Genomic DNA, 20,437 nt, shown 5'->3' on the forward strand with positions numbered 1-20,437 from the left:
CTTTTGCCATGGACTCCCCCGAAGTCAGCCAGGCCCTGGATGCCCTGCGGCGCCGCCTGGTCCCCGGAACGCGCACTATCTTGGGCATCACCGGCGCGCCTGGATCGGGCAAATCCACCTTCGCCGCCTGGATCCAGCAACAGCTCGAAGAGGGGACGGCGGTGGTGGTCCCCATGGACGGCTTCCACCTGGGCAACGCCATCATCGACGGGACGCCCCTGCAGCAGCGGAAGGGCGCCATCGACACGTTCGACGCCGGCGGGTACCTTGCGCTGCTCCGGCGCCTGGCGCGCCGGGACGAGCCTGTGGTGTACGCCCCGGAGTTCCGGCGCACCCTGGACGAACCGGTGGCCGCCTCCATCGCCGTGCCCGCGGAAGTGCCCCTGGTCATCACGGAGGGGAACTACCTGCTCGCCGAACAGGAGCCGTGGAAAGAGGTCCGGGCACAGCTGGACGAGGTCTGGTTCGTAGACACGCCGCAGGAACTGCGGCTGCGCCGACTGGTGGCACGGCATGTCTCGTTCGGGATGGACCAGGCCGCCGCGGAGGCGTGGGCCGCGGGACCGGACGAAAACAACGCCCGGCTGATCCAGGCCACCAGGCCCGCCGCGGACCGCATCATCCCCTGGAACTGAACCATGCGCACACCACCAAGGAGGCCCCAGATGGCACCAGCAGTACAGCTCGGCGACGGATTGTCCGTCAGTCCCCTTGGCTTCGGCGGCATGGCCCTGACCCCCGTCTACGGTGACGTGGACCCGGCGGATGCGCTGCATACCCTGCACCATGCCGTGGACGCCGGTGTCAGCTTCATGGACACCGCCGACGTCTACGGCGCGGGCAGCAATGAGGAACTTATTGGCCGGCTGCTGCGGGAGCGGCGCGGCGAGGTCCAACTGGCCACCAAGTTCGGGCTGGTGGGGAGTCCTGCCGGCGGTTACACGGATATCCGGAACGATGCTGCCTACATCCGCCAGGCCGTGGACCGGAGCCTGCAGCGGCTGGGCACCGACGTGATCGACCTTTACTACATGCACCGCCGTAACCTCCACGTTCCGATTGTGGAAACCGTGGAAGCCATGGCGGAGCTTGTAGAGCAGGGCAAGATCCGGCACCTGGGCCTGTCTGAAGTGACGGCGCAGGAGCTGGAGGAGGCCTCCGCTGTCCACCCCATTGCGGCGGTCCAGAGTGAGTGGTCTATCTGGAGCCGCGACGTGGAACGCAACGTTGTTCCTGCCGCCGCCGCGCTGGGGGTAGGGTTCGTGCCGTACTCACCGCTGGGCCGGGGATTCCTCACCGGCACGGTGGACGCCGCCAGCCTGGCGGACAACGACTTCCGCCGCAACATCCCCAGGTTTGCCCCGGACGCCGCGGCCGCGAACCAGGCAGTGGTGGCCGCCGTCCGGGCGGTGGCCGATGAGTTGGGTGCAACGCCCGCCCAAGTGGCCCTGGCCTGGCTGCTGGCGCAGGGCAGGCGGCTGGGCCTTCCCGTTGTCCCCATCCCGGGCACCCGCAAGCGTGACCGGATCGATGAGAACCTGGGCGCCCTCGCCCTGGATCTTAGCCCCGCCCAACTGGACGCGCTGGACCAGGCCTCGGACGCCGTCGTCGGCTCCCGCTCAGCGGATCCCACCTGGGTGTCGCAGGGCCGGGAATAGCCCGTCCCGCGGGTCCATAGACTGAAGCCCATGGACTCACTTCTTCACGACCTGCCGGCCCTGACCATCCGCCGCATCGCCGTCAGCGAAATGGACAACAACGTGTACCTGCTGACCGCCAAGACGAGCGGTGAACAGGTGCTGATCGACGCGGCCGACGATGCGCCCGCCATCCGGCAGCTGCTGGCAGACGGGGCAGCGGACACCTCCGCTGCAGTAAGCCTCGCGCTGATCGCCACCACCCACCAGCACTGGGACCACGTGGGGGCGCTCCGGGAACTGGTTGAGGAGACCGGCGCGCCCACCGCCGCAGGAGCGGACGACGCCGAGGCGCTGCCTGTTCCGGTGGGCCGGCGCCTAGGGCACGGAGACACGGTTGGCGTGGACGGGTTCGAGCTCACGGCTGTCCATTTACGCGGACACACGCCGGGCTCGATCGCCTTTGTGTACCAGGACCCGGAGGGCCCGGTCCACATCTTCTCCGGCGACTCGCTCTTTCCCGGCGGCGTGGGCAACACCCAGAAGGATCCCGAGCGGTTCAACCAGCTGCTGTCCGACGTGACGGAGCGGCTGTTCGGCGCCTACCCGGATGCCGCCGTCGTGCATCCCGGCCATGGCAAGCCGACGACGCTCGGCGCCGAGCGGCCACACCTGGAGGAGTGGCGCGCCCGGGGCTGGTAACTACCGTCCGCGGCGTTCGTTCGACGCCGGAGCCGAAGCACGGCGGGGACCGCTGCGGGCGGGGCGGCCCGAGCCGCCGTTGCCGGCGTAGGAGCCGCCGGACGTTCCGCCGGTGTTGGAGGACCAAACGGCCTTGCTGCCGCCCGTGTTGGACGCACCCGCGCCGGAGCGCTGTCCGCCCGAGCGGCCGGTACCTGCAGAGGCACGCTGGCCGGTGGCCGGGCGGCCGGAGCGCTGCCCGCCGGAAGCGGGACGTCCCGTTCCGCCGCGGGGAGCGTCGCTGCGGGTGATGCGTGAATCTGTGCGGCCTTCCGAGCTGCGTCCGTCGGAACCCCTGCCTGCTGCTGCGCGGCCGCCAGCGGCGGGAACGTCGTTGCGGTGGGTGCTGCCGGTGGTGCCGCGGCCACGGGCGTTGCGGCGTGCAGCCGCAGCGGCAATGGCGCGGTCCTCGTTCTGCTCACGGACGAAGTCGGCAGCGGCGCGTGCCTCGGTGCGGCCTTCGAAGGTCGCGGCGCGGCGCTCGGCGCGGGGAACGTCGGTGCGGGCGGGCTCGGCCGAGACTTTGCCGCGGCCGCCACGTCCGCCGCGGCCGCCCGCGGTGGGGGCAGCCTGGCGGCGGGCGCGCTTGCGCTCGGCGTTGGCTCCGGTGGAGGTGCCGCCGCCCTGTTTCTGGGCCTTGGCTGCCAGCAGTGCGGCGCGGGTGCGGGGATCAACCTTGTCAGCCATTTCGCCCACCAGCTCGGCGACGAGGGGCGAGCTGGCCGTGACGCGTTCGAAGTTCACGTCCACGCCTGCGGCCTTCATCAGCTTCTTGACGTCGGTCTGCTGTTCCGGGAGGGTCAGCGTGACCACGGTGCCGTCGGAGCCGGCGCGGGCGGTACGGCCGGAGCGGTGCAGGTAGGCCTTGTGCTCGGTGGGCGGATCAACGTGGATCACCAGTTCGACGTCGTCAACGTGCACGCCGCGGGCAGCGACGTCGGTGGCCACCAGCACGCGCACCTCGCCGGAGGAGAACTCGGCCAGGTTGCGGTCCCGGGCGTTCTGCGACAGGTTGCCGTGCAGGTCCACGGCGGGGATGCCGGCGTCGGTCAGGGTCTTGGCAAGCTTGCGGGCGTGGTGCTTGGTCCGCATGAAGAGGACGCGGCGGCCGGCGCCGGACGCGAGCTCCACGATCAGCTGCTTCTTGACGGTCTGGTCGTTGACCACCAGCACGTGGTGCTCCATGGTGGTCACCGCGGCCTGCGGATCATCCACCGAGTGGGTCAGCGGGTTGGACAGGTAGCGCTGGACGATCTTGTCCACGCCGTTGTCCAGGGTGGCGGAGAAGAGCAGGCGCTGGCCCTGGCTGGGGGTCATGTCCATCAGCTTCTTGACCACGGGCAGGAAGCCGAGGTCGGCCATGTGGTCGGCCTCGTCCAGGACGGTGATCTCCACTGCTTCGAGCGTGAGGATGCGCTGGCGGATGAGGTCCTCCAGGCGGCCGGGGCAGGCGATGACGATATCGACGCCGGCGCGCAGCGCCTTCTCCTGGCGGGCCTGGGAGATGCCGCCGTAGATCACGGTGGTGTTCAGGCCGGCGGCCTTGGCCAGCGGCTCGATGGTGGCATTGATCTGGGTTGCCAGTTCACGCGTGGGCGCCAGGACCAGGCCCATGGGGCGGCCGGGCTTGCGGAAGTACGGCGCTTCGCGTTCTGCCAGGCGGGCCACCAGCGGAATGGCGAAGGCAATGGTTTTACCGGAACCGGTGCGGCCGCGGCCCAGGACGTCGCGTCCGGCCAGCGTGTCCGGCAGGGTCTTCACCTGGATGGGGAACGGGGATTCGATTCCCTGCGCGGCAAGGGTATCGGCAAGGGCTTTGGGCGTGCCGAGGGCAGCAAAAGTAGTCAAAGTCAAAGGTCTTTCAGGCGGTATCCGTGCGGATATCGGCCCCCGGCGCCGGTTGGCCCAAGGGTTTCGCCGAAGAAAATTCAGGTGGTCACACCAGCCTGCTGCCGCTTATGCAAAGCGACGGCCGGGACCAAATGGAACGCGTTCATCGACGCAGGATGTGCCTCTCACATGAAAAAAGCCCAGTCCCTAAATGGAGGGAACCCGGGCATCACTGCACATCAAGTTTCACCAGTCTAGCATCCCGCGCGGGTCCGCCCCGCCCCGCCGGCCCCGGGGCGTTGCCTCAGCAGGCGGGGCAGGGCAGTGTTGAGGCATGAGCGAACAGGCGGCACACCACCACGACAGGCACCACGGCGACGCCTCCCCGGGCGGCGGTACCGGTGGCCTCGGCAGCGGGATCCGCGGCGACGACGCCGCCTCGATCTGGGACGAGCGCTACCGCACCAAACCCCAGATGTGGAGCGGCAAACCGAACCCGCAGCTGGTACGGGAAGCCGGCGGATTGAGGCCGGGCAAGGCGCTGGACCTTGGCTGCGGCGAGGGCGCCGACGCCATCTGGCTCGCGCAGCAGGGCTGGACGGTGACCGCCGTCGACGTGTCCGCCGTCGCGCTGGTACGCGCGCAGTCGCACGAGAAAGCTGCGCTGGCAAGGGAAAGCGTCCACGCGGCCGATGGTGCCATTGCCAGCCGGATCACCTGGCAGCAGGCCGATCTGGAACAGTGGCAGCCCGAGGGGACCTTCGACCTGGTGACCTCGCAGTTCCTCCACTCCCAGGAACTGGCCTGGCAGGGGCCGCTGCGGACGGCCGCTGCGGCTGTGAAACCCGGCGGGACGCTGCTGGTGGTGGGGCACCACCCGGACCGGCTTCCACCGTGGGGCGCCAACCACCACAACCACCGGGACATGTTCTACACCGGGGATGAACTGGTTCACGAACTGGGGCTGGACGGTCCCGGGTGGCAGCTTGAAGTCCTCACCAGCCGGGAACGCCCGGTGACCGGACCGGAAGGCGAGCAGGCCACCATCGCGGACGTCGTCCTGCGGGCCACCCGCCTCCCCTGACGCTGGGAGAATTTTTGTCCAGATATGGCGGCTTCAGCGGTCTTCAAGTCGCCATATCTGGACAAAAACTCAAGGGGTTTTAGCGGTGACCCGCGGCGCAACCAGTGCCGCGGCTGCGGCGATCACAGCGGCAAGGCCGAAGACTCCGGAAAAGGACGCCGCCGTCGTCGTATATGCCGCGAAGACGATGCCCGTGGTGGCCAACGCCAACGCCCCGCCCAGCGAGTCTGCGATGGACATGGCGGAGCTGTTGAAGCCCTCGTTGTCTTTGGTGGACAGGGCCAGGGTCATGACGCTGAGCCGGGGATAGAGCAGGCCCATCCCGCCGCCGGCAAAGATCCAGCCACCGATGGCGACCGCGGCCGGCCAGTGCAGCGCGGTGGTGGCCAGGGCGAGCAGCACCGCGCCCAGGACCATCAGCGCCCCGGCCGTGACGGCGGCGCGGTGGGACAGCCTTGTGCCCAGCCGGCCCTGCACGGCCGCTGCCCCGGCCCAGGCAAGCGCTCCGCCGGTGAGCGTGAGCCCGGCGAAGGTGGCTGAAAATTCGTACTGCTCGATCAGCAGGTACGGCAGGTAGACCTCGGCGCCGAAGAACGCGGCCGAGGCGAGTCCGCGGGCAAGGATGACGCTGGGCAGGCCGCGCCGGAACAGGAGTGTGCCGCGCGGAACCAGCGGGCGGACCGCCAGGAGGGCAAGGACGACGGCGGCAACGGCCAGGAGCGCCGCGGCTGCGGGAAGCCCGGGGATCCGGACCTCCGTGGACAGGTTCAGCGCCAGCACCGCCAGCGCGGCGAGCGCCGCCCACGCCAACCGGCCCACCGCCCACGGAACCTTGGCGGCTTCTGCGTTCTGCGGGGCCATTCCCCGCAGAACGGGCGCGATCATCAGCAGCGCCGGAATGACCAGGCCCACCACGCCGAGGAACACCCAGTGCCAGCTGAAGACCTGTGCCACGATCCCGGCGGCAAACGGGCCCACGAGGGACGGGATCACCCACGCCGCGGAGAACGCCGCGAAGATCTTCGGGTGCAGCACACCGGGATAGATCCGGGCCACGAGCACGTACAGGGCGACGGTGAGGGCGCCGCCGCCCAGGCCCTGGACCAGCCTGCCGGAAACGAGCATGGACATGGTGGCGGAGGTCCCCGCTATCAGCAGGCCCAGGACAAATAGTCCCACGGAGGCGTAAAGGGGTGCGGTGGGGCCGCGCCTGTCCGACCAGTTGCCGGCGGCCACCATGCCGATGACGCCCGTGGCCAGCGGACCGGCGAAGGCCAGGGCGTAGAGGCCGGCCCCGTCCAGCTCGCGGCTGACCAGGGGCATGATGGTGGTCACCGCGAGCGATTCGAACGCGGCGAGGAACACCAGTGCACACGTGCCGATGGTGACCCAGAGGTAGGGCCGCTGCAGGATCCCGGCGGCGGGATGGGTGGCTGGAAGGGTGGGTTCGGGCACGGTCACGGCCTAACGGACGAACCTGTTGCGGCCGGCGCGGTAACCGAAGACCGCCGCGAACAGCCCGACCACCAGGAACAGGAACCCGGCGGCCGCGAAGGACCCGGTTGCCTGGTACAGCTGACCCACCATCAGGGTCCCGGTGGAACCCAGCCCGTAGCCCACGCCCTGCATCATCCCGGACAGGTGCGCGGCGGTGTGCCCGTCCCGGGTCCGCAGCATGATCATGGTCAGCGCCACGGCCGTGAGGCTGCCCTGCCCCAGTCCCAGCAGGCCCGCCCATACCCACACCAGGTCCAGCGGCCCGAAGATGCAGAGCGCGAATCCGGCGCCGGTCATCAGCGCGACCACCGTATTGATGGCCCGCTGGTCCCGGAACCTCGCGGCGAGCGCCGGCGCGAACAGTGAGCCGAGCATCTGCAGCACGATGCTGACGGATACGATCAGGCCCGCGGTCCCGCCATCCACGCCGCGCTCACGGAGGATGGGCGCCAGCCAGGCGAACACGCTGAAGGACATCATGGCCTGCAGCACCATGAAGAGCGTCACCTGCCAGGCCACCGCGGACCGCCACACGTTGACGCCGTCCTTGACGGCCGTGTGCCGGACCGGCTGCTGCCGGGCGGCCACCGGGAGGAACAGCAGCAGCACGACGGCGGCAGGCAGCGCCCAGAACCACAGGGCCAGGGTCCACTCCCCCGCCGCCGCGTAGACCGGGTAAGTGAAGCCGGCCCCCAGCGCCGCGGACGCGCAGATGGCGGTGGTGTACAGCCCGCCCATGAGGCCCAGCCGGTGCGGGAAGTCGCGTTTCACCAGCCCGGGGAGCAGGACGTTGCAGAGGGCGATTGCGGCGCCGCAGGCGGCCGTCCCGGCGAGGAGGGCGGGCAGATGCCCTGCGGCTGGCAGATCCACCGGACGCACCAGCAGCCCCGCCGTCAGGACGGCCATGGCACCGAGCAGGACGCGCTCGGCGCCGAACCTGCGGGCCAGGACGGGGGCGAGCGGAGCGAACACTCCAAGAAGAGTCACGGGAACGGTTGTCAGGACCACCACCGCCCATCCCGGCAGCGCCGCCTGGAAGGTGGCCTCGGGCAGGACCGCGGAAAAGCTGGAGAACACGGTCCTCAGGTTGAGCCCGATGAGGACCAGGCACAGGCCGAGGTAGGCAAGCTGGCGCCGGCTTCCCACCCGGGTGGGCTGCGGCGCGGGCAGTTCATCGATCTCGGCGTCCACCAGGGTGCCGGGCTCAGCCCTGGCCGCCGGCGCCGTCCGGGAAGGGATTCCCGGCCGCTGCTTCCTTGCTTCGGAGTTTGTCGCTTCCGTCACCCGCCCATTGTTGCAGGCGCCCGCTGCGGCAGGAGTTGTCCACATGCGGCATCCGCGCCCTTTTGGAGAGCCAGGTAGCCTCCCTACGTTTGAAGGGCACCTGCCGGGCCAGTCATTCACAATCAAGGAGAACCATGGACATGCCACCACAGTCCGAGCGCAGCAGCCCCGGGACGGGCGACACATCCCCGCAGCTTCAGGCCGTGATTCCGGCACCAGCAGGCGGCGACCACATCGCCAAGGCCGTTGCCGGCCTTGTGCTGGCGATCGTGGCCCCTGTGAGCCTCCTGCTAACGGCACCGTTCGCCAGTTTTGCCATGCTCCTGACCTTCCCGTACAGCGGCCCTTCGCAGAATCCGTGGCTGGCTCCCCTGGTGTTCTGGAGCCTGCCCCTGATCTTCGGCATTGCCTCCACCTCGCTGGGTGGCTACGCCCTTCGAAAGTCCGGACTCCGCGCCCGAGGGTCAGGACTGGCGCTGGCAGCGTTGTGTATCAACGGCGCGATCTTCACTGTGGGGCTGATCATGACGCTGCGGTTCGTGTACATGATGCGCTGACGCATCCCTTCCGCAGCCATCTCCGGCCGCCGGGTACCGGGACCCTCCGACGGTTCCTGCGCCGGTATCCTTGAAGGGATGAGTGAATCCCCGGAAAACCCCCAGCAGCCGCATGTCCCGAGGCCGGTCACGCCCGGGACGCAGGCCTCCTTCGGCACCTATGGCGGCCGGCCGGTCAGCTTCGTCCGCCGCGGCACTCGCCTGCAGGGCCGCCGCCAGGCCGCCTGGGAAGAACACGCGGAACGGTGGGCGGTGGACGTCCCCCGGCACGTCGCCAACACCTCCGTCCACCCGGACTACACGTTCGACGCCGAGTCCGAGTTCGGCCGCAAGGCGCCCCTGATCGTGGAAATCGGCTCCGGCCTGGGTGACGCCATCTGCCATGCCGCGGAGCAGAACCCGGACACGGACTTCCTTGCCGTGGAGGTCTACACCCCCGGCCTGGCCAACACCATCATCAAGATCAACAGCCGCGGGCTGACCAACGTCCGCGTCGTGGAAGCCAACGCTCCCGAGGTCCTGGCCACCATGCTCCCGGCCGGGTCCGTGGACGAACTATGGGTCTTCTTCCCCGACCCCTGGCACAAGTCCCGCCACCACAAGCGCCGCCTCATCCAGCCCGAATTCGCCGCGCTCGCTGCCCGCGCCCTGAAGCCGGGAGGGCTCTGGCGGATCGCCACCGACTGGTCCAACTACGCCATCCACGTCCGCGACGTCCTGGCGGATTCCCGGGACTTCGAAAACCTGCACACCGGCGAGCGCCGGGGACCCGAAAGCCCGCTCACGCAGGTCTGGCAGTCCGGCGTCGAAACCGTGGTGGGAGGGGCACCCGTCCGCGAAGGCCGCGCACCGGTGAGCACCGAACACACCGGCCCCAACGAGGGCATCGACGAGACCGGCGGTTGGGCACCGCGGTTCGAGGGCAGGATCCGCACCAGTTTCGAGGCCAAAGCCCACGAGGCCGGGCGGCTGATCTTCGATCTCTGCTACCGCCGCCGGTAGCAGTCACGGGCAGCGGCGGACGTGCACCCGCGGGTCAGCCAACACTGATGCCGGCCACGATCTCCTTCAGCATGCCAAGCCGGGGTTCCACCTCGGGGTCGGCATAAGGCCAGATCGCCACGACGCCGATGAACCGTTCGTTTTCCCAGACACCCACCGTGGCGGCCACCTTGCCCGGGCCCGCGTCGCCGTAGCCCACCACCACGGCGTAGGCGGCCTTGCCGGGCAGGTCCAGTTCACCTTCAGCCAGTAGGGTCCCGCTGCGCCCTTCAAGGTAGAAGCCGGCCATGAGATGCGCCCACCCATTGGCCTGCGGGGCATCCCGGACGGAGGTCTCGTCCTTGATGACGGTCACCAGGACGCCGCCCGGCAAGCCGTACTGCTGGCTGCCGGGTCCGGCACTGGAGGACTCAAGGACCTGGGTGTGCTCGGGGAAGTCTGCCGTGAACCCCAGCGGGGATTCGAAGTGGACGGACATGGTCACAGCCTCCCGAGCCTGGTGTCGTTGGGGACCTTATAGTACGTGGACACGTTGGTGGTGGACTGGTTCTCGGTACTGACTTCCACCTCACCCACCTTCACATCCAGCCCTGCCTGGCTGGAGGCAGTGACAACGTTGTTGACCTGGACGGTGGCTGAGCCTGCCTCGTAGAGCCTGGCGGCGTCCCGGGCTGCGGCGGCCTCGTTGCCGAGGGCCACGTTGCGGAGGTATCTGTCGATGATGGGACGGTTCTCCGGAGAGTAGTCGACGTCGATCTTCACCGTGCCCTGGGTCCCCGCGGTTACGGAGGACTCCACCTTCACCGCCTTCACGTCGGTGCCGGCCACCACGCCCTGCGCCACGGTGCCGTCCATGGACACGGATACGGAGGATATGTTGCTGTCCTCGTCCATGTTGACCTGCAGGCCGCCCTTGCCGGAGGCCTCGAACACCCGGCCGTCGAGGTTCAGCTTGCCCTGGGCCGATACCTCGCCGCTGGCTGTGGCAGTGCCGTCCGTGAGGTTCCGTTCGTAGGCCAGGTCAAGTTTGGCGGAGCCGGCAGCCGCGCCGCTCTCCCCTTCGGCCTCCAGCGAGAGCGTGCCCTTGGCCTTGTCCGTCTGGCCCGTGGATCCGTTGTCGCCGGCGGCATCGTGGATGGTATCCAGGATGTAGTCCGGCGGGTTGCCGGCCACGTCCCTGATCTCGCCCACGCTGTCCGGCGGCAGGTCCCGGTACATCTGCTCGCGGGCTGCCATGGCTTCCTCGACGCTGCCGAACGTGTACTCGCGGGACACCTGCCCGTTGAGGGTGACGCCGGCGGTTCCGGTGGTGTCATTGACGCCCAGGCCCATGTTTCCGTAGACCTTCATGGTGGCGGAGCCGTCCGCGTTCTCCACCACTTCGGTCCCCACTTCAGCACCACCGTGCACCCAGGCCACCCGCGCTTCGATGGAGGCTTTCCCAGTTTCGGAGTAGACAGGAATATCCGCCTTGGCCAGCTCCTGCAGGTGGTCCTTGGCCTGCTCCTGCGCCGACTCGGGGATGCCGCCGTCCATGCGCATGAGGTCCTCGGCGAACGGGCCGTCCGCGCCGACGCCCTCGATCAGGTACTCCCGGTCGGCGGCGGACAGTCCGGCCCACCACTCCGCCTGGTCCCGGGGGCGGGCATCCAGCATGCGTTCCAGGCCTGCTTCCAGTCCCCTCCGGTGTTCCGCAGCCGCGGCCGCCGCCGCGGCCTGCTCCTGGAGCCAGTCCCGGGCCTGCCCGGGAAGCATCGCCATCCCGTCCCACTGGCCCGTGCGGCCTCCGGAGGGCGACGAGGCTTTCTCCTGCTCATCGGCGTGCTGCAGCAGGAGTTTCGAGTTTTCACGCAGTCCGGCCACCACCCGTTCCAGCCCCGGGCGGTGGGTGCCGGTCCATTCCCGCCGGAAGCGTTCGCCGTCCGCACCCTTCCACGGCGCAGCCTGGATCTGGCCGTGCAGGACGCCGGCCCGGGTACTCAGGAGCGACGCGGCCTGCTCGGCCGCCTTGGCCAGCGCCCTCAACTGGCTGACGTCGGCGCCGTAAAAAGTCATTGGTCCCCCGGGATAATTTGCGCTGCGTGGTCAACCGCTGCTGCCCATGGTCGCACGGCCGCACCAAGCGGGCGATGGGGATCCCTCCCCATCGGACCGCGGTCCTCCCGTGGGCCGGGATTCCGGTGGGACCCACCGACGCCGGCACGTGGCAGATGCCCTTGGCAATCCTTGAGCCACGCACACTGTTCCGGGCCCGGTCCGCGTGGGACGATTACGGTTGTGTGGGGCACGCACACCAGTGAACCACCGCGCGGGTGCCGCGCACGCACAAAGGAACAGCCATCAAAAGAGAACTCAAGCAGGCCGTAGCCGCTGCAGAGAACGCCACCAACTCGCGGACGCTGGAGGTGCTGGCGAGGGCGGGGTTTGCGGCGAGCGGCATCCTGCATCTGCTGGTGGGTGCAATCGCCATCCGGCTGGCCACGGGCGGCACCGGCAATGCCGATTTCAGCGGTGCCGTGGCGGAACTTTCAACCCAGCCCGCCGGGCCCTTCCTGCTGTGGGCCAGCTTCGCGGCCTGCGCGGCGCTGGCGCTGTGGCAGACCAGCGACGCCATCTTTGACTACAACCGCCTGCCCACCAAGGAAAAGGCAGGGAAGAAAACAAAAGCCGGCGCGCAGGCATTGGTGTTTGCCGGGCTTGCGCTGACCCTGCTGTCCTTCGCCAGGGGCACGGGTTCGGGCGGTGACAACCAGCAGGCCGCCACCGACATGACCGTCAACCTCATGAAGGCGCCGGGCGGCGTGGCCCTGCTGGTGGTGCTCGGCGTGGCCATCGCCGTGACGGGCGTGGTGTATGCCATCCGTGGCCTGAAGAAGTCCTTCGAAAAGCACCTGGTGATGCCGGCCAACCAGAAGGCCAGGACGGCCGTCACCGTGCTGGGCGTGACCGGCTATGTGGCCAAGGGCATCGTGCTGTTCCTGACCGGCCTGCTCATCGCCATCGCCACCATGCAGGCCCACCCGGAGGACTCCACCGGCCTGGACGGCGGCCTCCGTGCGCTCCGCGACCAGCCCCTGGGCGTCTACCTGCTGGCGGCTGTGGGCGCCGGGCTGATTTGCTACGGAGCGTTCATGATCGTGCGGGCCCGGCTTGCCAAGATGACCCAGTAACGGCAAACCGCGGGGATTGTGTGGCGGCTGGCTAGGCTGGGACCATGCCCCAGGTACGCGCCGAACGCCTCATCCGCCTCGACCCGGAGACCGTCTTCGCCTTCTCCCAGACCACGGGCTCCTTCCGGCTCAAGTGGGATCCGTTCATCTCCTCCCAGGGTTTCCTGGACGGGGCCAGTTCGGCGGGCAAGGGCGTCCGCACCCGGACCCGCTCGCGGTTGGGACTGGCAATGGTCAGCGAATACGTCTCCTACGCTCCGCCGCGCAGCGTGGGCATGACCATGGTTTCGGGGCCCTGGTTCTTCGGGAACTTCGGCGGCGGATGGCGCTTTACGGCCGTCGACGGCGGCACCCGGGCTGTCTGGAAGTACACCTTCTCATGCCGGCCGGCTTTGTTGCGGCCGCTGATGGAACGGGTTGGCACCTGGCTGCTGGGCCGCGAAATTGAGCGCCGGATTGCGGCGTTCGCCAGGGCGTGCGAGGACCCGGCACTGGTGGCCGAATTCAGGGAGGACCTCAGGGCACGGTGATGACAGCCACTGCGTTCTGCGTCCCGTCCCGCAATTCCACACTGGAGATGCTGCCCAGCTGAATCGGTGTGGCCCCCGTGACCCGGGCCCTGCCGCTGGGCGTTGCCGTCCAGGAGCAGGCCCGGTCCTCGCTGCCGGCACGGTCGCGGACCCAGAGTGAGAGCGTCCCGTCCTGGGGCAGGCTGCTTCCGTTCACCGCCAGCTCGGTTCCCCAGGTCTTCCTGGCGAGGTCGATGCTGAACTGCAGTCCGCCGCCGGACTGGACCGAATACGTGGCGTCGGGCGGCTCCGGCCGAGCCAGCAGTGGTCCGGCCAGGATGCCCGCGGCAAGGCAGGCCGCGGCAACCGCGCCCACCAGCGCCACCCACCGCCGCCGGACGGCACGACGGCGGCGCGCCAGTTTCGCAAGGAGCGGAGGCGGGGCGGGTGCATCGGGAGCGGCAGCAAGGGTTGAAAAGACCGTCAGCGCCACCGCGTCCGGAACGGGAAGGGCGTCAAGGGTCACGGGAAGGGTCTCCAGTCCGGCCAGTTCTTCCCGGCAGGCGGCGCACGTTCGGAGGTGGGCTTCGAAGGCTTCCCGGTCCGGCGCCCCAAGGCCGCCGAGCAGGTAGGCGCCGAGCAGTTGGTGGGGATCCGCGCCGTTCATCCTTCCACCCCCATTTCGTCCAGGATTGTCCGCAGTGCCCGCACCGCGTAATACGCGCGGGACTTCACAGTCCCGCTGGGAATGTTGAGCTGCACGGCGGCCTCGTTGACGGTAAACCGGCGGTAGTGCAGGGCCACCAGGACATCCCGGTGTTCCCTGCTCAACCGGAGGAGGGCCTCCTCCACCAGCACCCGGTTGAGCAACCCGTCCACCTTTTCCAGGGCGTCCGCAGGGTCCGGAAGGTTGTTCTCGAGGGATTCCGGCCGGCGCTGCGCCCGACGGTAGTTGTCGATCATGATGTTCCTGGCCGTCCGGTACAGGTAGCTGCGCAGGCTGCCGTTGATTTCCGGTGCATGCTGCCATACCCGAAGCACGGTTTCCTGGACCACGTCCTCCGCCAGCTGCGGATCCCGGGAGGCGCTGATGACGAAACGGCGGAGGGCAGCGCCGTGCTCGCGGTAGATGGACTCCACCACGTCCTCGTCGAGCGGCATGACGTCCCTCCCGCCTGGGCCTGTTCAGGATTCCTGCTTACCAACTGAAGACGCTGCTGCCCGCAAAAAAGTTCAGGGGGCAGCCGCTGTGAACCATTCTTCACCCGGATACGTCATACGGTTAGCGTCCGGTGATCCGACGCCGGGCCTAGCCAAGGAGCAACCCCATGAAACACCATCTGGGCGCAGGCCTCGCCATCCTGGCCCTTTCCGCGGCGCTGGCCGGCTGCGGCGGCGGCACCGGAACTGCACCGGCGGATACCAGCCCCGCCGTCACCACTGGTGCTCCCCTTGCTTCGGCAACCGCACCTGCTGCGTCCGTTTCCCCGCCGTCGGCGGCGCCAACCACCACGGCCAGTGCCGCCGTCGACCTCAAGACGGCCTCCTCAAGCGCCGGGGAGATCGTGGTGGGTGCGGACGGACGGAGCGTGTACTTCTTCACCAAGGACGTGAAGGATTCCGGAACCAGCGCCTGTACGGATGCGTGCCTGGCAGCGTGGCCGCCGGTGCTCACCACGTCCGCCACGCCGTCCGCCGAGGGTGTGACGGGCGAGCTCGGCACCATCACGACGCCGGACGGCAAGCAGCAGGTCACCCTCAACGGCATGCCGCTGTACTACTTCGCCCAGGACACCAAGCCCGGCGACATCCTGGGCCAGGGAGTCAACAATGTCTGGTACCTGGCCGACCCGGCGGGCGGCATGATCCAGATGGGCGGTGCCGGCTATTAGGCAGGGTGAGTTCCCGCGCAGCCGGAGCGGCTGACAGTCGGGCCGCAGGCGCCTTTACCGCAGCGGAACTGCGGGAAGCGTTTCAGGCAGGTGCAGATCCGACGCGCCTGGAACGGGCACCTGCGGCTGCTGGCCCACCCCGTTCGTGAGGTCTTCGGGGACGGCGGTGGGCAGGTCCTTGGCCCCGGGGACCTGCACCTGCCTGCCGGGAGCGTCGGATTCCCCGGCGCTCTTTGCCGGCGTGGCAGGAACGTCCGACGGTGCTGCCTCCGCGGGCTCCGGGGCGTTGACGGCGGCGGTAGGAACGGTGGCCGGGGCAGCGGGGACGGAGGGGACCTGCGCGGCTGGCTCCTCCACCTGGTTCCCGGCGGGAGCGGCCGGCGCGGTTCCGGTGACGAACGAGGTGACGGTCCGCTGCAGGTTGTTCAAGGAGTCGCGGAAGCCCTGGTCCGAGGCGACGGCGACAGCCCCGCCTGCGGAGAGCGAGACGGCCACGGACAGCGCGGTCAGGGTGATGCGGCGCTTCGCGCGGCGCCGGGCGGCCAGTTCATCCACAGGTGCGGACGCGGCGGCAGTTGCCACCTCCGCGGACGGCGCGGCAGCGGATGGCGCTGCATCACATGGCGCGGCATCACATGGCACGGCGGCCTGCACGGCCTCCGCACGCTGCAGCAGGGCGGCGACGCCGGCGGAGGGCTCCGGCGTCACGTCACCCAGGGCACGGAGCTGCAGGAGCGCGGGGCGGAGCTGGCCGTCGTCGTCCAGTTCCGCTTCCAGCAGCAGCTGGTCAACGAATCCGTCGCTGCGGGGTCCTGCGGTGTCACTCATGATTCGCCTGGTTTCTTGAGAGCGTTTGTGCCTTGAGGTTTTGAAGGGCCCGGCGCTGCAGTTGCTTGATGGCGCCAGTGCTTTTGCCCATGATGGCGGCCACCTGTTCGATGGACAGGTCCGCCACGACGCGCAGTGCCAGGACTTCCTGGTGTTCTTCGCTGAGTCCGGCCAGCATGTCAGCGGCTCCACCGGTCAGCTCCACGGCGCAGTCCTCAGCGGAGGGTGTGGTGCGGGCATCGTGCTGGGGGTCGTACGGGCTTAGCTGGGGCCTGCGCTCCAGCCGGCGGTAGTGGTCAACCATGCGGGCGTGGGCGATGGAGAAAATCAGCGATTTGGCGCCCTGCAGGCCGCCGGTGAGCGCTTCGATTTTGGGGTAGAACGCCATGAACACGTCTTGGGTGACGGCCTCGGGATCGTCCACGCCACGGGCTTTGAGATAGCCCTGGACGGGGCCGGCGAAGGACCGATAGGCAGCACCGAACAGCACAGCGGGATCCGTTCCGGCTGCATCGTCGAATATGTCGGTTTCTTCTTGGGCCAGAGTGTCCAGCACCAGCGGCTCCCATCCCGGAAGGCGGCTCCTGCCGTTTCCGGTTTTCCAGTGTGGATTGCCAGTCCCCATGGTCGGTTGTAACTGCCCCGGTATCAGGCGGCAGCGCAGGACTGCAGGACCCCGGGGGGCGGGTCCTGCAGTCCAGGCGGCGCCCGCAGCAGTAAACAGCTGCGGTCCACCCTAGCTAACCGTGGTTAGCGGACGGAAACCGAGGGGGCTTCCACGGCGTTGCCGGCTTCGGCCGGAACGGCCGGTACGGCAGGAACGGCGGGCCCGCCATCCACTCCGGGAACGGCGGGGACAGCCGGAACCGCAGGAACCTCGGGACGCTCAACCTCAACGGCAGCGGAACCCGTGGCGTTCGCGCCAGCTTCGGCGGCGGCGCCGGCCTCGGCAACAACATCGGCGCAGTAGCTTTCAACGTTGGCTTCGCCGTCAGCGGCAATCACCAGCGAGGAGAAAGCCTCGGAGTTGGCGTTCAGGCCGCCGTTTGTGAAGGCGGTGCACAGGCCGAAGGCTGCGGCACCGGCGGCGTCGACGGCGGTGCTGGCGGCGGCGGAACCCGAAGCCTGGGCTGCGACGCTGTCTCCGGTTACCGTGGCGTCGGCGTCAGCAGCCGCATCGGCTTCTGCGGAAGCGTCAGCGTCGGCTGCGGCGTCGGTGGCGGCTTCAGCGGTGGCCTGTCCGCTGGCAGCTGCCTCGGCAGCCAGCTCCGGGGCGGGTGCGCCGAAAAGCTCATGGGCGGTCTGCTGGGCTTCAGCGGGGAGGACGCCGGAAACGGCAGCGACGCCGGTTCCGCCAACGGCCAGGGTTCCGGCGGCCAGGACTGACGCGGCGACTTTACTGCTGGCGAGAACGGTGAACAAAGACATCAAGCACTCCAAACCTAGACAACTATTGGGGGTAGGTCCCGCCTGGCGGACCCATCACCTCCTACATCGCCGCCGGCAGCGGAAAGGTTACGGCGGCGGAAAACTTTTTTCTTCCGGCCGCCTTGTAGGCAAAGGTGCTTACCATCGATGCATGCCTGATACCGCCGAGCCACAGCAACCAGAATCCCGGCCAGCCGGGCCGCAACACGACGGGCCGCAGGAGCCTGCCGGGAAAAAGACCGGCACCTGGCAGTCAATGGTGGACAACAACAAGTCGCTGCTGCTGCGCAAGACCGGCAAGGACACCACCTACTGGGTGGAACAGGCGCAGGCCGCGGGCATCAGCACGGATCGGGAGCTCCGCGACTGGATGCGGGACAACTTCGGCGTTACCGGCTACGCGCAGTACGCCGTGTCGTGGGAGATGTTCGGCTATCCGGAATTCATGCTGCGGGACGCCGACGAGTTGATTGACGGCCAGTACGCCAGCCACCCGCAGCTGCGGCCCATCGCCGATTCAATCCTGGCGTGGGCGTCCACCACCGAGGGGGTGCACATCCAGATGCGCAAGGGGTATGTGTCCCTGCACAGCGCACGCAGGAAATTCGCGCAGGTCACCCGGTCCACCAACACGGCCGTTGATGTCACCCTGCGGCTGGACCTTCCCCCGGAAGGCCGGCTGGAGAGGATCAGGACGCGTCCGGACGATCCGTTCACCCTCCGGGTGCGGGTGACGTCCCCGGAGCAGGTGGACGGCGAACTGCTGGACATCCTTGCCACGGCCCTGGAGCAAAACAGCCGGGGCTGACCGAGGCCGCATGCCGCCGTGACGGCACCGGCTCCGGCCCGCCGGCCTGGCTGCTAGGCCCCGACCAGGTCCGCGTCGGCCTCTTCGAACTCCACAGCGGCAACGATCTCGAGCGTCTCCGGGTTGATCATGAAGGCTTCGTCGTCCTCCTCGACCATCAGGAAGTCGCCGTGGTCGGTTGAAAAGTGCCAGGCCAGGGTCTTCTCACCGTCATGCATATAGTTGGGATCGCCCATAGTGATCCTGACGAGCTCGTAGCCCACGATGCTGCACAGCTCACGGATGATAAGTTCGAAATCGGGGGCATCTTCAAGTGCTTCTGCTTCCGCCTTGGCCTGGCGCTCGGGCAGGTCCGGGATCTGGGCAACGAGCTGCTGGATGTACGCGCCCACCTCCTCGTCGTCGAGGACCAGCAGGTCGGCCTGCCCGCGCAGCCAGGCGGCGTTGAGCGCCGTGATGTTTTCCCGCTCAAGCAGCGCCTCGAACTCGGCGTCGAGCTCCTCCATGCGGAGGACGGCGTCGGGGGTCTCCCCGATGTCGTCCAGCCCGCCGTCGAGGTAGAACTCCTCCTCCTCGTCGGAGAGGTGGTCATACGCTTCAACAGCCCGGTTGAAGAGCTCCAGGTGGGCGGCGGCGCCCATGCCGGCCATGCCTTCGCGGACGAAGGTGTCCGTTTCGGCCCTGTCACCAGCCACGAAGGCGTACTGCGCGAAGCCGCCCTCCAGCGCCTGGGCGAGGTAGAAGTCCACGTAGTAGCTGCGGACGGCCACCGGCGACATCTCGTCCGTGTGCAGAAGCGCGGTGTGCATGGCGTCCACCATGCTCACGTTTGCCTCTACTGCCTCCTCATCGCTTGCTTCGATGCTGCTGCTGGTCAGGATGGCGGGCTGGCTGGTGATCATGGAAATCCTCACTGCTTGATGGCGGGTGCTGCTTGGGACGCTTTTCACGCTACGTGCGCCGGGGCCGCGCCCCGTTGAGGAGGAAATGAACGTCAAGCGAAGTTTTTATCTTCGGGGATCTGCCGCCAGCAGCAGTAGTTGCTGGAATCCCCCCCATCCGCAGCTATTGACCTCCCGCGAGCGGCGTGAAAGCATATTGAGCAGTTGTGATACCGGTATCAAAGATATCAACAGCAACTACCCAAAAGACGAAAGGACAGCCCGTGCTCGGCTTCAAAGAAGAGGAATTTCTCGCCCAGACCCGCAGTGCACTTGCGCTGCGGGGACAACTCGAACAGTTCGTGGAATTTATCCAGGAGCGGGGTTTTGACAACCTCTTCCTCATCGGGGCCGGTGGCACCTATGCCGCGATGCTCCCCTACGAACACTTCATCCGCTCACGTTCCAAGCTTCCCGTGCGGGCAGCAATCGGCAAGGAGTTAATGCTTACCGGTGACCCAGCGTTCGGGCCCGGATCGATCGCCGTTTTTGCCTCTGTTTCCGGGACAACGGAGGACATCATCGAGGCGATTGAATTCGCCAAAGCCAAAGGCGCCTACACGGTCGGCTTCACCGGTTTTGACGACAGTCCCTTCGCCAAGGCTCTGGATGTCGCCCTGATCACCGAACCCAAGACCTGGCCGTTCGACATCCCCTTGCTGCTTCTGTCCACCCGCCTTCTGGCTGCGCGAGGAGAGTTTGAGGGGTATGAAGAATTCGCGGGCGAACTCCAGACCGTCCCCGAAGTCCTCGTTGAGGTGGCACGCCAGGCAGAACCTGTGGCGGAAGCGTTTGCGGAACGTAACAAAGACGCGGACTACCACTTCCTCGTCGGCGCCGGCAATCTCTGGGGCTTCACCTACTTGTACTCCATGTGCATCCTTGAGGAAATGCAGTGGTTGCGCACCACGCGTGTCCACGGTGCCGAGTTTTTCCATGGCTCCCTGGAACTGATCGAGGAAGACACCAGCCTGGTGCTTTTCCTGGGCGAAGACGAGAGCAGGCCGCTCATGGAAAGGGTGGTCAAGTTTGCCGAGAACTACAACAAGAACACCACCATCCTGGACACCAAGGACTATGAACTGGCTGGCATCAGCCCAAGGTTCCGGGGGCTTCTGGCACCTTTGGTTTTGGACACCGTGGCGGGCCGGATCAGCAAGCATCTGGAACGGGTCCGCAACCACTCGCTGGACCTGCGCCGGTACTACCGGGTCGTCGAATACTGACAG

Annotated in this window: 22 protein-coding genes; 11 read left to right on the forward strand and 11 right to left on the reverse strand. The window is 68.0% G+C overall.

Annotated features, from left to right (window positions below; translation table 11 throughout):
- Positions 1–8 precede the first annotated feature (8 nt).
- The 3 genes from AC5RT3_RS03665 to AC5RT3_RS03675 are packed head-to-tail and all read left to right on the forward strand — an operon-like array spanning position 9 to position 2,339.
- Positions 9–635 (forward strand): nucleoside/nucleotide kinase family protein, encoded by a 627-nt coding sequence (locus AC5RT3_RS03665; protein ID WP_494123512.1) that lies wholly within the window; start codon positions 9–11, stop codon positions 633–635.
- Positions 636–665: 30 nt separating this feature from the next.
- Entirely contained in the window at positions 666–1,658 is a 993-nt protein-coding gene (locus AC5RT3_RS03670; protein WP_494123513.1) for an aldo/keto reductase, read from the forward strand.
- Between the two features lie 30 nt (positions 1,659–1,688).
- Positions 1,689–2,339, forward strand: coding sequence for an MBL fold metallo-hydrolase (locus tag AC5RT3_RS03675; protein ID WP_494123514.1), 651 nt, complete (start codon positions 1,689–1,691; stop codon positions 2,337–2,339).
- Here AC5RT3_RS03675 and AC5RT3_RS03680 read toward each other — a convergent pair whose 3' ends face one another.
- Positions 2,340–4,226 carry a DEAD/DEAH box helicase gene (locus AC5RT3_RS03680; protein ID WP_494123515.1) on the reverse strand — a complete coding sequence of 629 codons (1,887 nt, stop codon included), beginning with the start codon at positions 4,224–4,226 and terminating at the stop codon, positions 2,340–2,342.
- Between the two features lie 316 nt (positions 4,227–4,542).
- Between AC5RT3_RS03680 and AC5RT3_RS03685 the strand changes: the two genes are divergently transcribed.
- Complete coding sequence (locus tag AC5RT3_RS03685) at positions 4,543–5,292, forward strand: class I SAM-dependent methyltransferase (RefSeq protein ID WP_494123516.1); 750 nt, start codon at positions 4,543–4,545, stop codon at positions 5,290–5,292.
- Positions 5,293–5,361: 69 nt separating this feature from the next.
- Here AC5RT3_RS03685 and AC5RT3_RS03690 read toward each other — a convergent pair whose 3' ends face one another.
- On the reverse strand, positions 5,362–6,747 hold the full coding sequence (locus tag AC5RT3_RS03690; RefSeq protein WP_494123517.1) for an MFS transporter: 1,386 nt from the start codon (positions 6,745–6,747) through the stop codon (positions 5,362–5,364).
- Positions 6,748–6,756: 9 nt separating this feature from the next.
- Entirely contained in the window at positions 6,757–8,073 is a 1,317-nt protein-coding gene (locus AC5RT3_RS03695; RefSeq protein WP_494123518.1) for an MFS transporter, read from the reverse strand.
- 134 nt (positions 8,074–8,207) lie between these two features.
- Between AC5RT3_RS03695 and AC5RT3_RS03700 the strand changes: the two genes are divergently transcribed.
- The gene (locus AC5RT3_RS03700; RefSeq protein ID WP_494123519.1) at positions 8,208–8,630 is read left to right on the forward strand and encodes a hypothetical protein; all 423 of its coding nucleotides are present in this window, start codon (positions 8,208–8,210) and stop codon (positions 8,628–8,630) included.
- A gap of 78 nt (positions 8,631–8,708) precedes the next feature.
- Positions 8,709–9,632, forward strand: a complete 924-nt coding sequence (trmB, locus tag AC5RT3_RS03705; protein WP_494123520.1) for a tRNA (guanosine(46)-N7)-methyltransferase TrmB — start codon at positions 8,709–8,711, stop codon at positions 9,630–9,632.
- A gap of 34 nt (positions 9,633–9,666) precedes the next feature.
- Here the strand turns inward: trmB and AC5RT3_RS03710 are convergent, their stop codons facing one another.
- Together AC5RT3_RS03710 and AC5RT3_RS03715 are read right to left on the reverse strand one after the other, a co-directional pair.
- Positions 9,667–10,110 carry a hypothetical protein gene (locus AC5RT3_RS03710; protein ID WP_494123521.1) on the reverse strand — a complete coding sequence of 148 codons (444 nt, stop codon included), beginning with the start codon at positions 10,108–10,110 and terminating at the stop codon, positions 9,667–9,669.
- A 2-nt stretch (positions 10,111–10,112) separates the two neighbouring features.
- Entirely contained in the window at positions 10,113–11,687 is a 1,575-nt protein-coding gene (locus AC5RT3_RS03715) for a hypothetical protein (RefSeq protein WP_494123522.1), read from the reverse strand.
- A 257-nt stretch (positions 11,688–11,944) separates the two neighbouring features.
- On the opposite strand from AC5RT3_RS03715, the gene AC5RT3_RS03720 reads away from it, so the two are divergent.
- The gene (locus tag AC5RT3_RS03720; RefSeq protein ID WP_494123523.1) at positions 11,945–12,802 is read left to right on the forward strand and encodes a DUF1206 domain-containing protein; all 858 of its coding nucleotides are present in this window, start codon (positions 11,945–11,947) and stop codon (positions 12,800–12,802) included.
- A gap of 44 nt (positions 12,803–12,846) precedes the next feature.
- On the forward strand, positions 12,847–13,332 hold the full coding sequence (locus AC5RT3_RS03725) for a type II toxin-antitoxin system RatA family toxin (protein ID WP_494123524.1): 486 nt from the start codon (positions 12,847–12,849) through the stop codon (positions 13,330–13,332).
- Here AC5RT3_RS03725 and AC5RT3_RS03730 read toward each other — a convergent pair.
- Positions 13,319–13,978 (reverse strand): anti-sigma factor family protein, encoded by a 660-nt coding sequence (locus AC5RT3_RS03730; RefSeq protein ID WP_494123525.1) that lies wholly within the window; start codon positions 13,976–13,978, stop codon positions 13,319–13,321. The two genes, AC5RT3_RS03725 and AC5RT3_RS03730, sit on opposite strands and share 14 nt — an antisense overlap.
- The gene (locus tag AC5RT3_RS03735; RefSeq protein WP_494123526.1) at positions 13,975–14,472 is read right to left on the reverse strand and encodes a sigma-70 family RNA polymerase sigma factor; all 498 of its coding nucleotides are present in this window, start codon (positions 14,470–14,472) and stop codon (positions 13,975–13,977) included. The genes AC5RT3_RS03730 and AC5RT3_RS03735 overlap by 4 nt, the downstream gene beginning before the upstream one ends.
- A 167-nt stretch (positions 14,473–14,639) precedes the next feature.
- On the opposite strand from AC5RT3_RS03735, the gene AC5RT3_RS03740 reads away from it, so the two are divergent.
- Positions 14,640–15,203, forward strand: coding sequence for a COG4315 family predicted lipoprotein (locus tag AC5RT3_RS03740; protein ID WP_494123527.1), 564 nt, complete (start codon positions 14,640–14,642; stop codon positions 15,201–15,203).
- Positions 15,204–15,257: 54 nt separating this feature from the next.
- Here the strand turns inward: AC5RT3_RS03740 and AC5RT3_RS03745 are convergent, their stop codons facing one another.
- The 3 genes from AC5RT3_RS03745 to AC5RT3_RS03755 form a co-directional block, all read right to left on the reverse strand.
- On the reverse strand, positions 15,258–16,031 hold the full coding sequence (locus AC5RT3_RS03745; protein WP_494123528.1) for a hypothetical protein: 774 nt from the start codon (positions 16,029–16,031) through the stop codon (positions 15,258–15,260).
- A complete protein-coding gene (locus AC5RT3_RS03750; RefSeq protein ID WP_494123529.1) occupies positions 16,024–16,587 on the reverse strand; it encodes an RNA polymerase sigma factor in 564 nt (187 codons plus the stop codon). The genes AC5RT3_RS03745 and AC5RT3_RS03750 overlap by 8 nt, the downstream gene beginning before the upstream one ends.
- 194 nt (positions 16,588–16,781) lie before the next feature.
- A complete protein-coding gene (locus AC5RT3_RS03755; protein WP_494123530.1) occupies positions 16,782–17,459 on the reverse strand; it encodes a protein tyrosine phosphatase in 678 nt (225 codons plus the stop codon).
- Between the two features lie 151 nt (positions 17,460–17,610).
- On the opposite strand from AC5RT3_RS03755, the gene AC5RT3_RS03760 reads away from it, so the two are divergent.
- The gene (locus AC5RT3_RS03760) at positions 17,611–18,267 is read left to right on the forward strand and encodes a DUF5655 domain-containing protein (RefSeq protein WP_494123531.1); all 657 of its coding nucleotides are present in this window, start codon (positions 17,611–17,613) and stop codon (positions 18,265–18,267) included.
- A gap of 53 nt (positions 18,268–18,320) precedes the next feature.
- Here AC5RT3_RS03760 and AC5RT3_RS03765 read toward each other — a convergent pair whose 3' ends face one another.
- On the reverse strand, positions 18,321–19,169 hold the full coding sequence (locus AC5RT3_RS03765) for a DMP19 family protein (RefSeq protein ID WP_494123532.1): 849 nt from the start codon (positions 19,167–19,169) through the stop codon (positions 18,321–18,323).
- 263 nt (positions 19,170–19,432) lie between these two features.
- Here AC5RT3_RS03765 and AC5RT3_RS03770 point away from each other — a divergent pair, with 263 nt between their 5' ends.
- Positions 19,433–20,434 (forward strand): SIS domain-containing protein, encoded by a 1,002-nt coding sequence (locus AC5RT3_RS03770; protein ID WP_494123533.1) that lies wholly within the window; start codon positions 19,433–19,435, stop codon positions 20,432–20,434.
- The last annotated feature ends 3 nt before the right edge of the window (positions 20,435–20,437 follow it).

This window comes from Arthrobacter sp. Y3221159 (genome assembly GCF_059089885.1).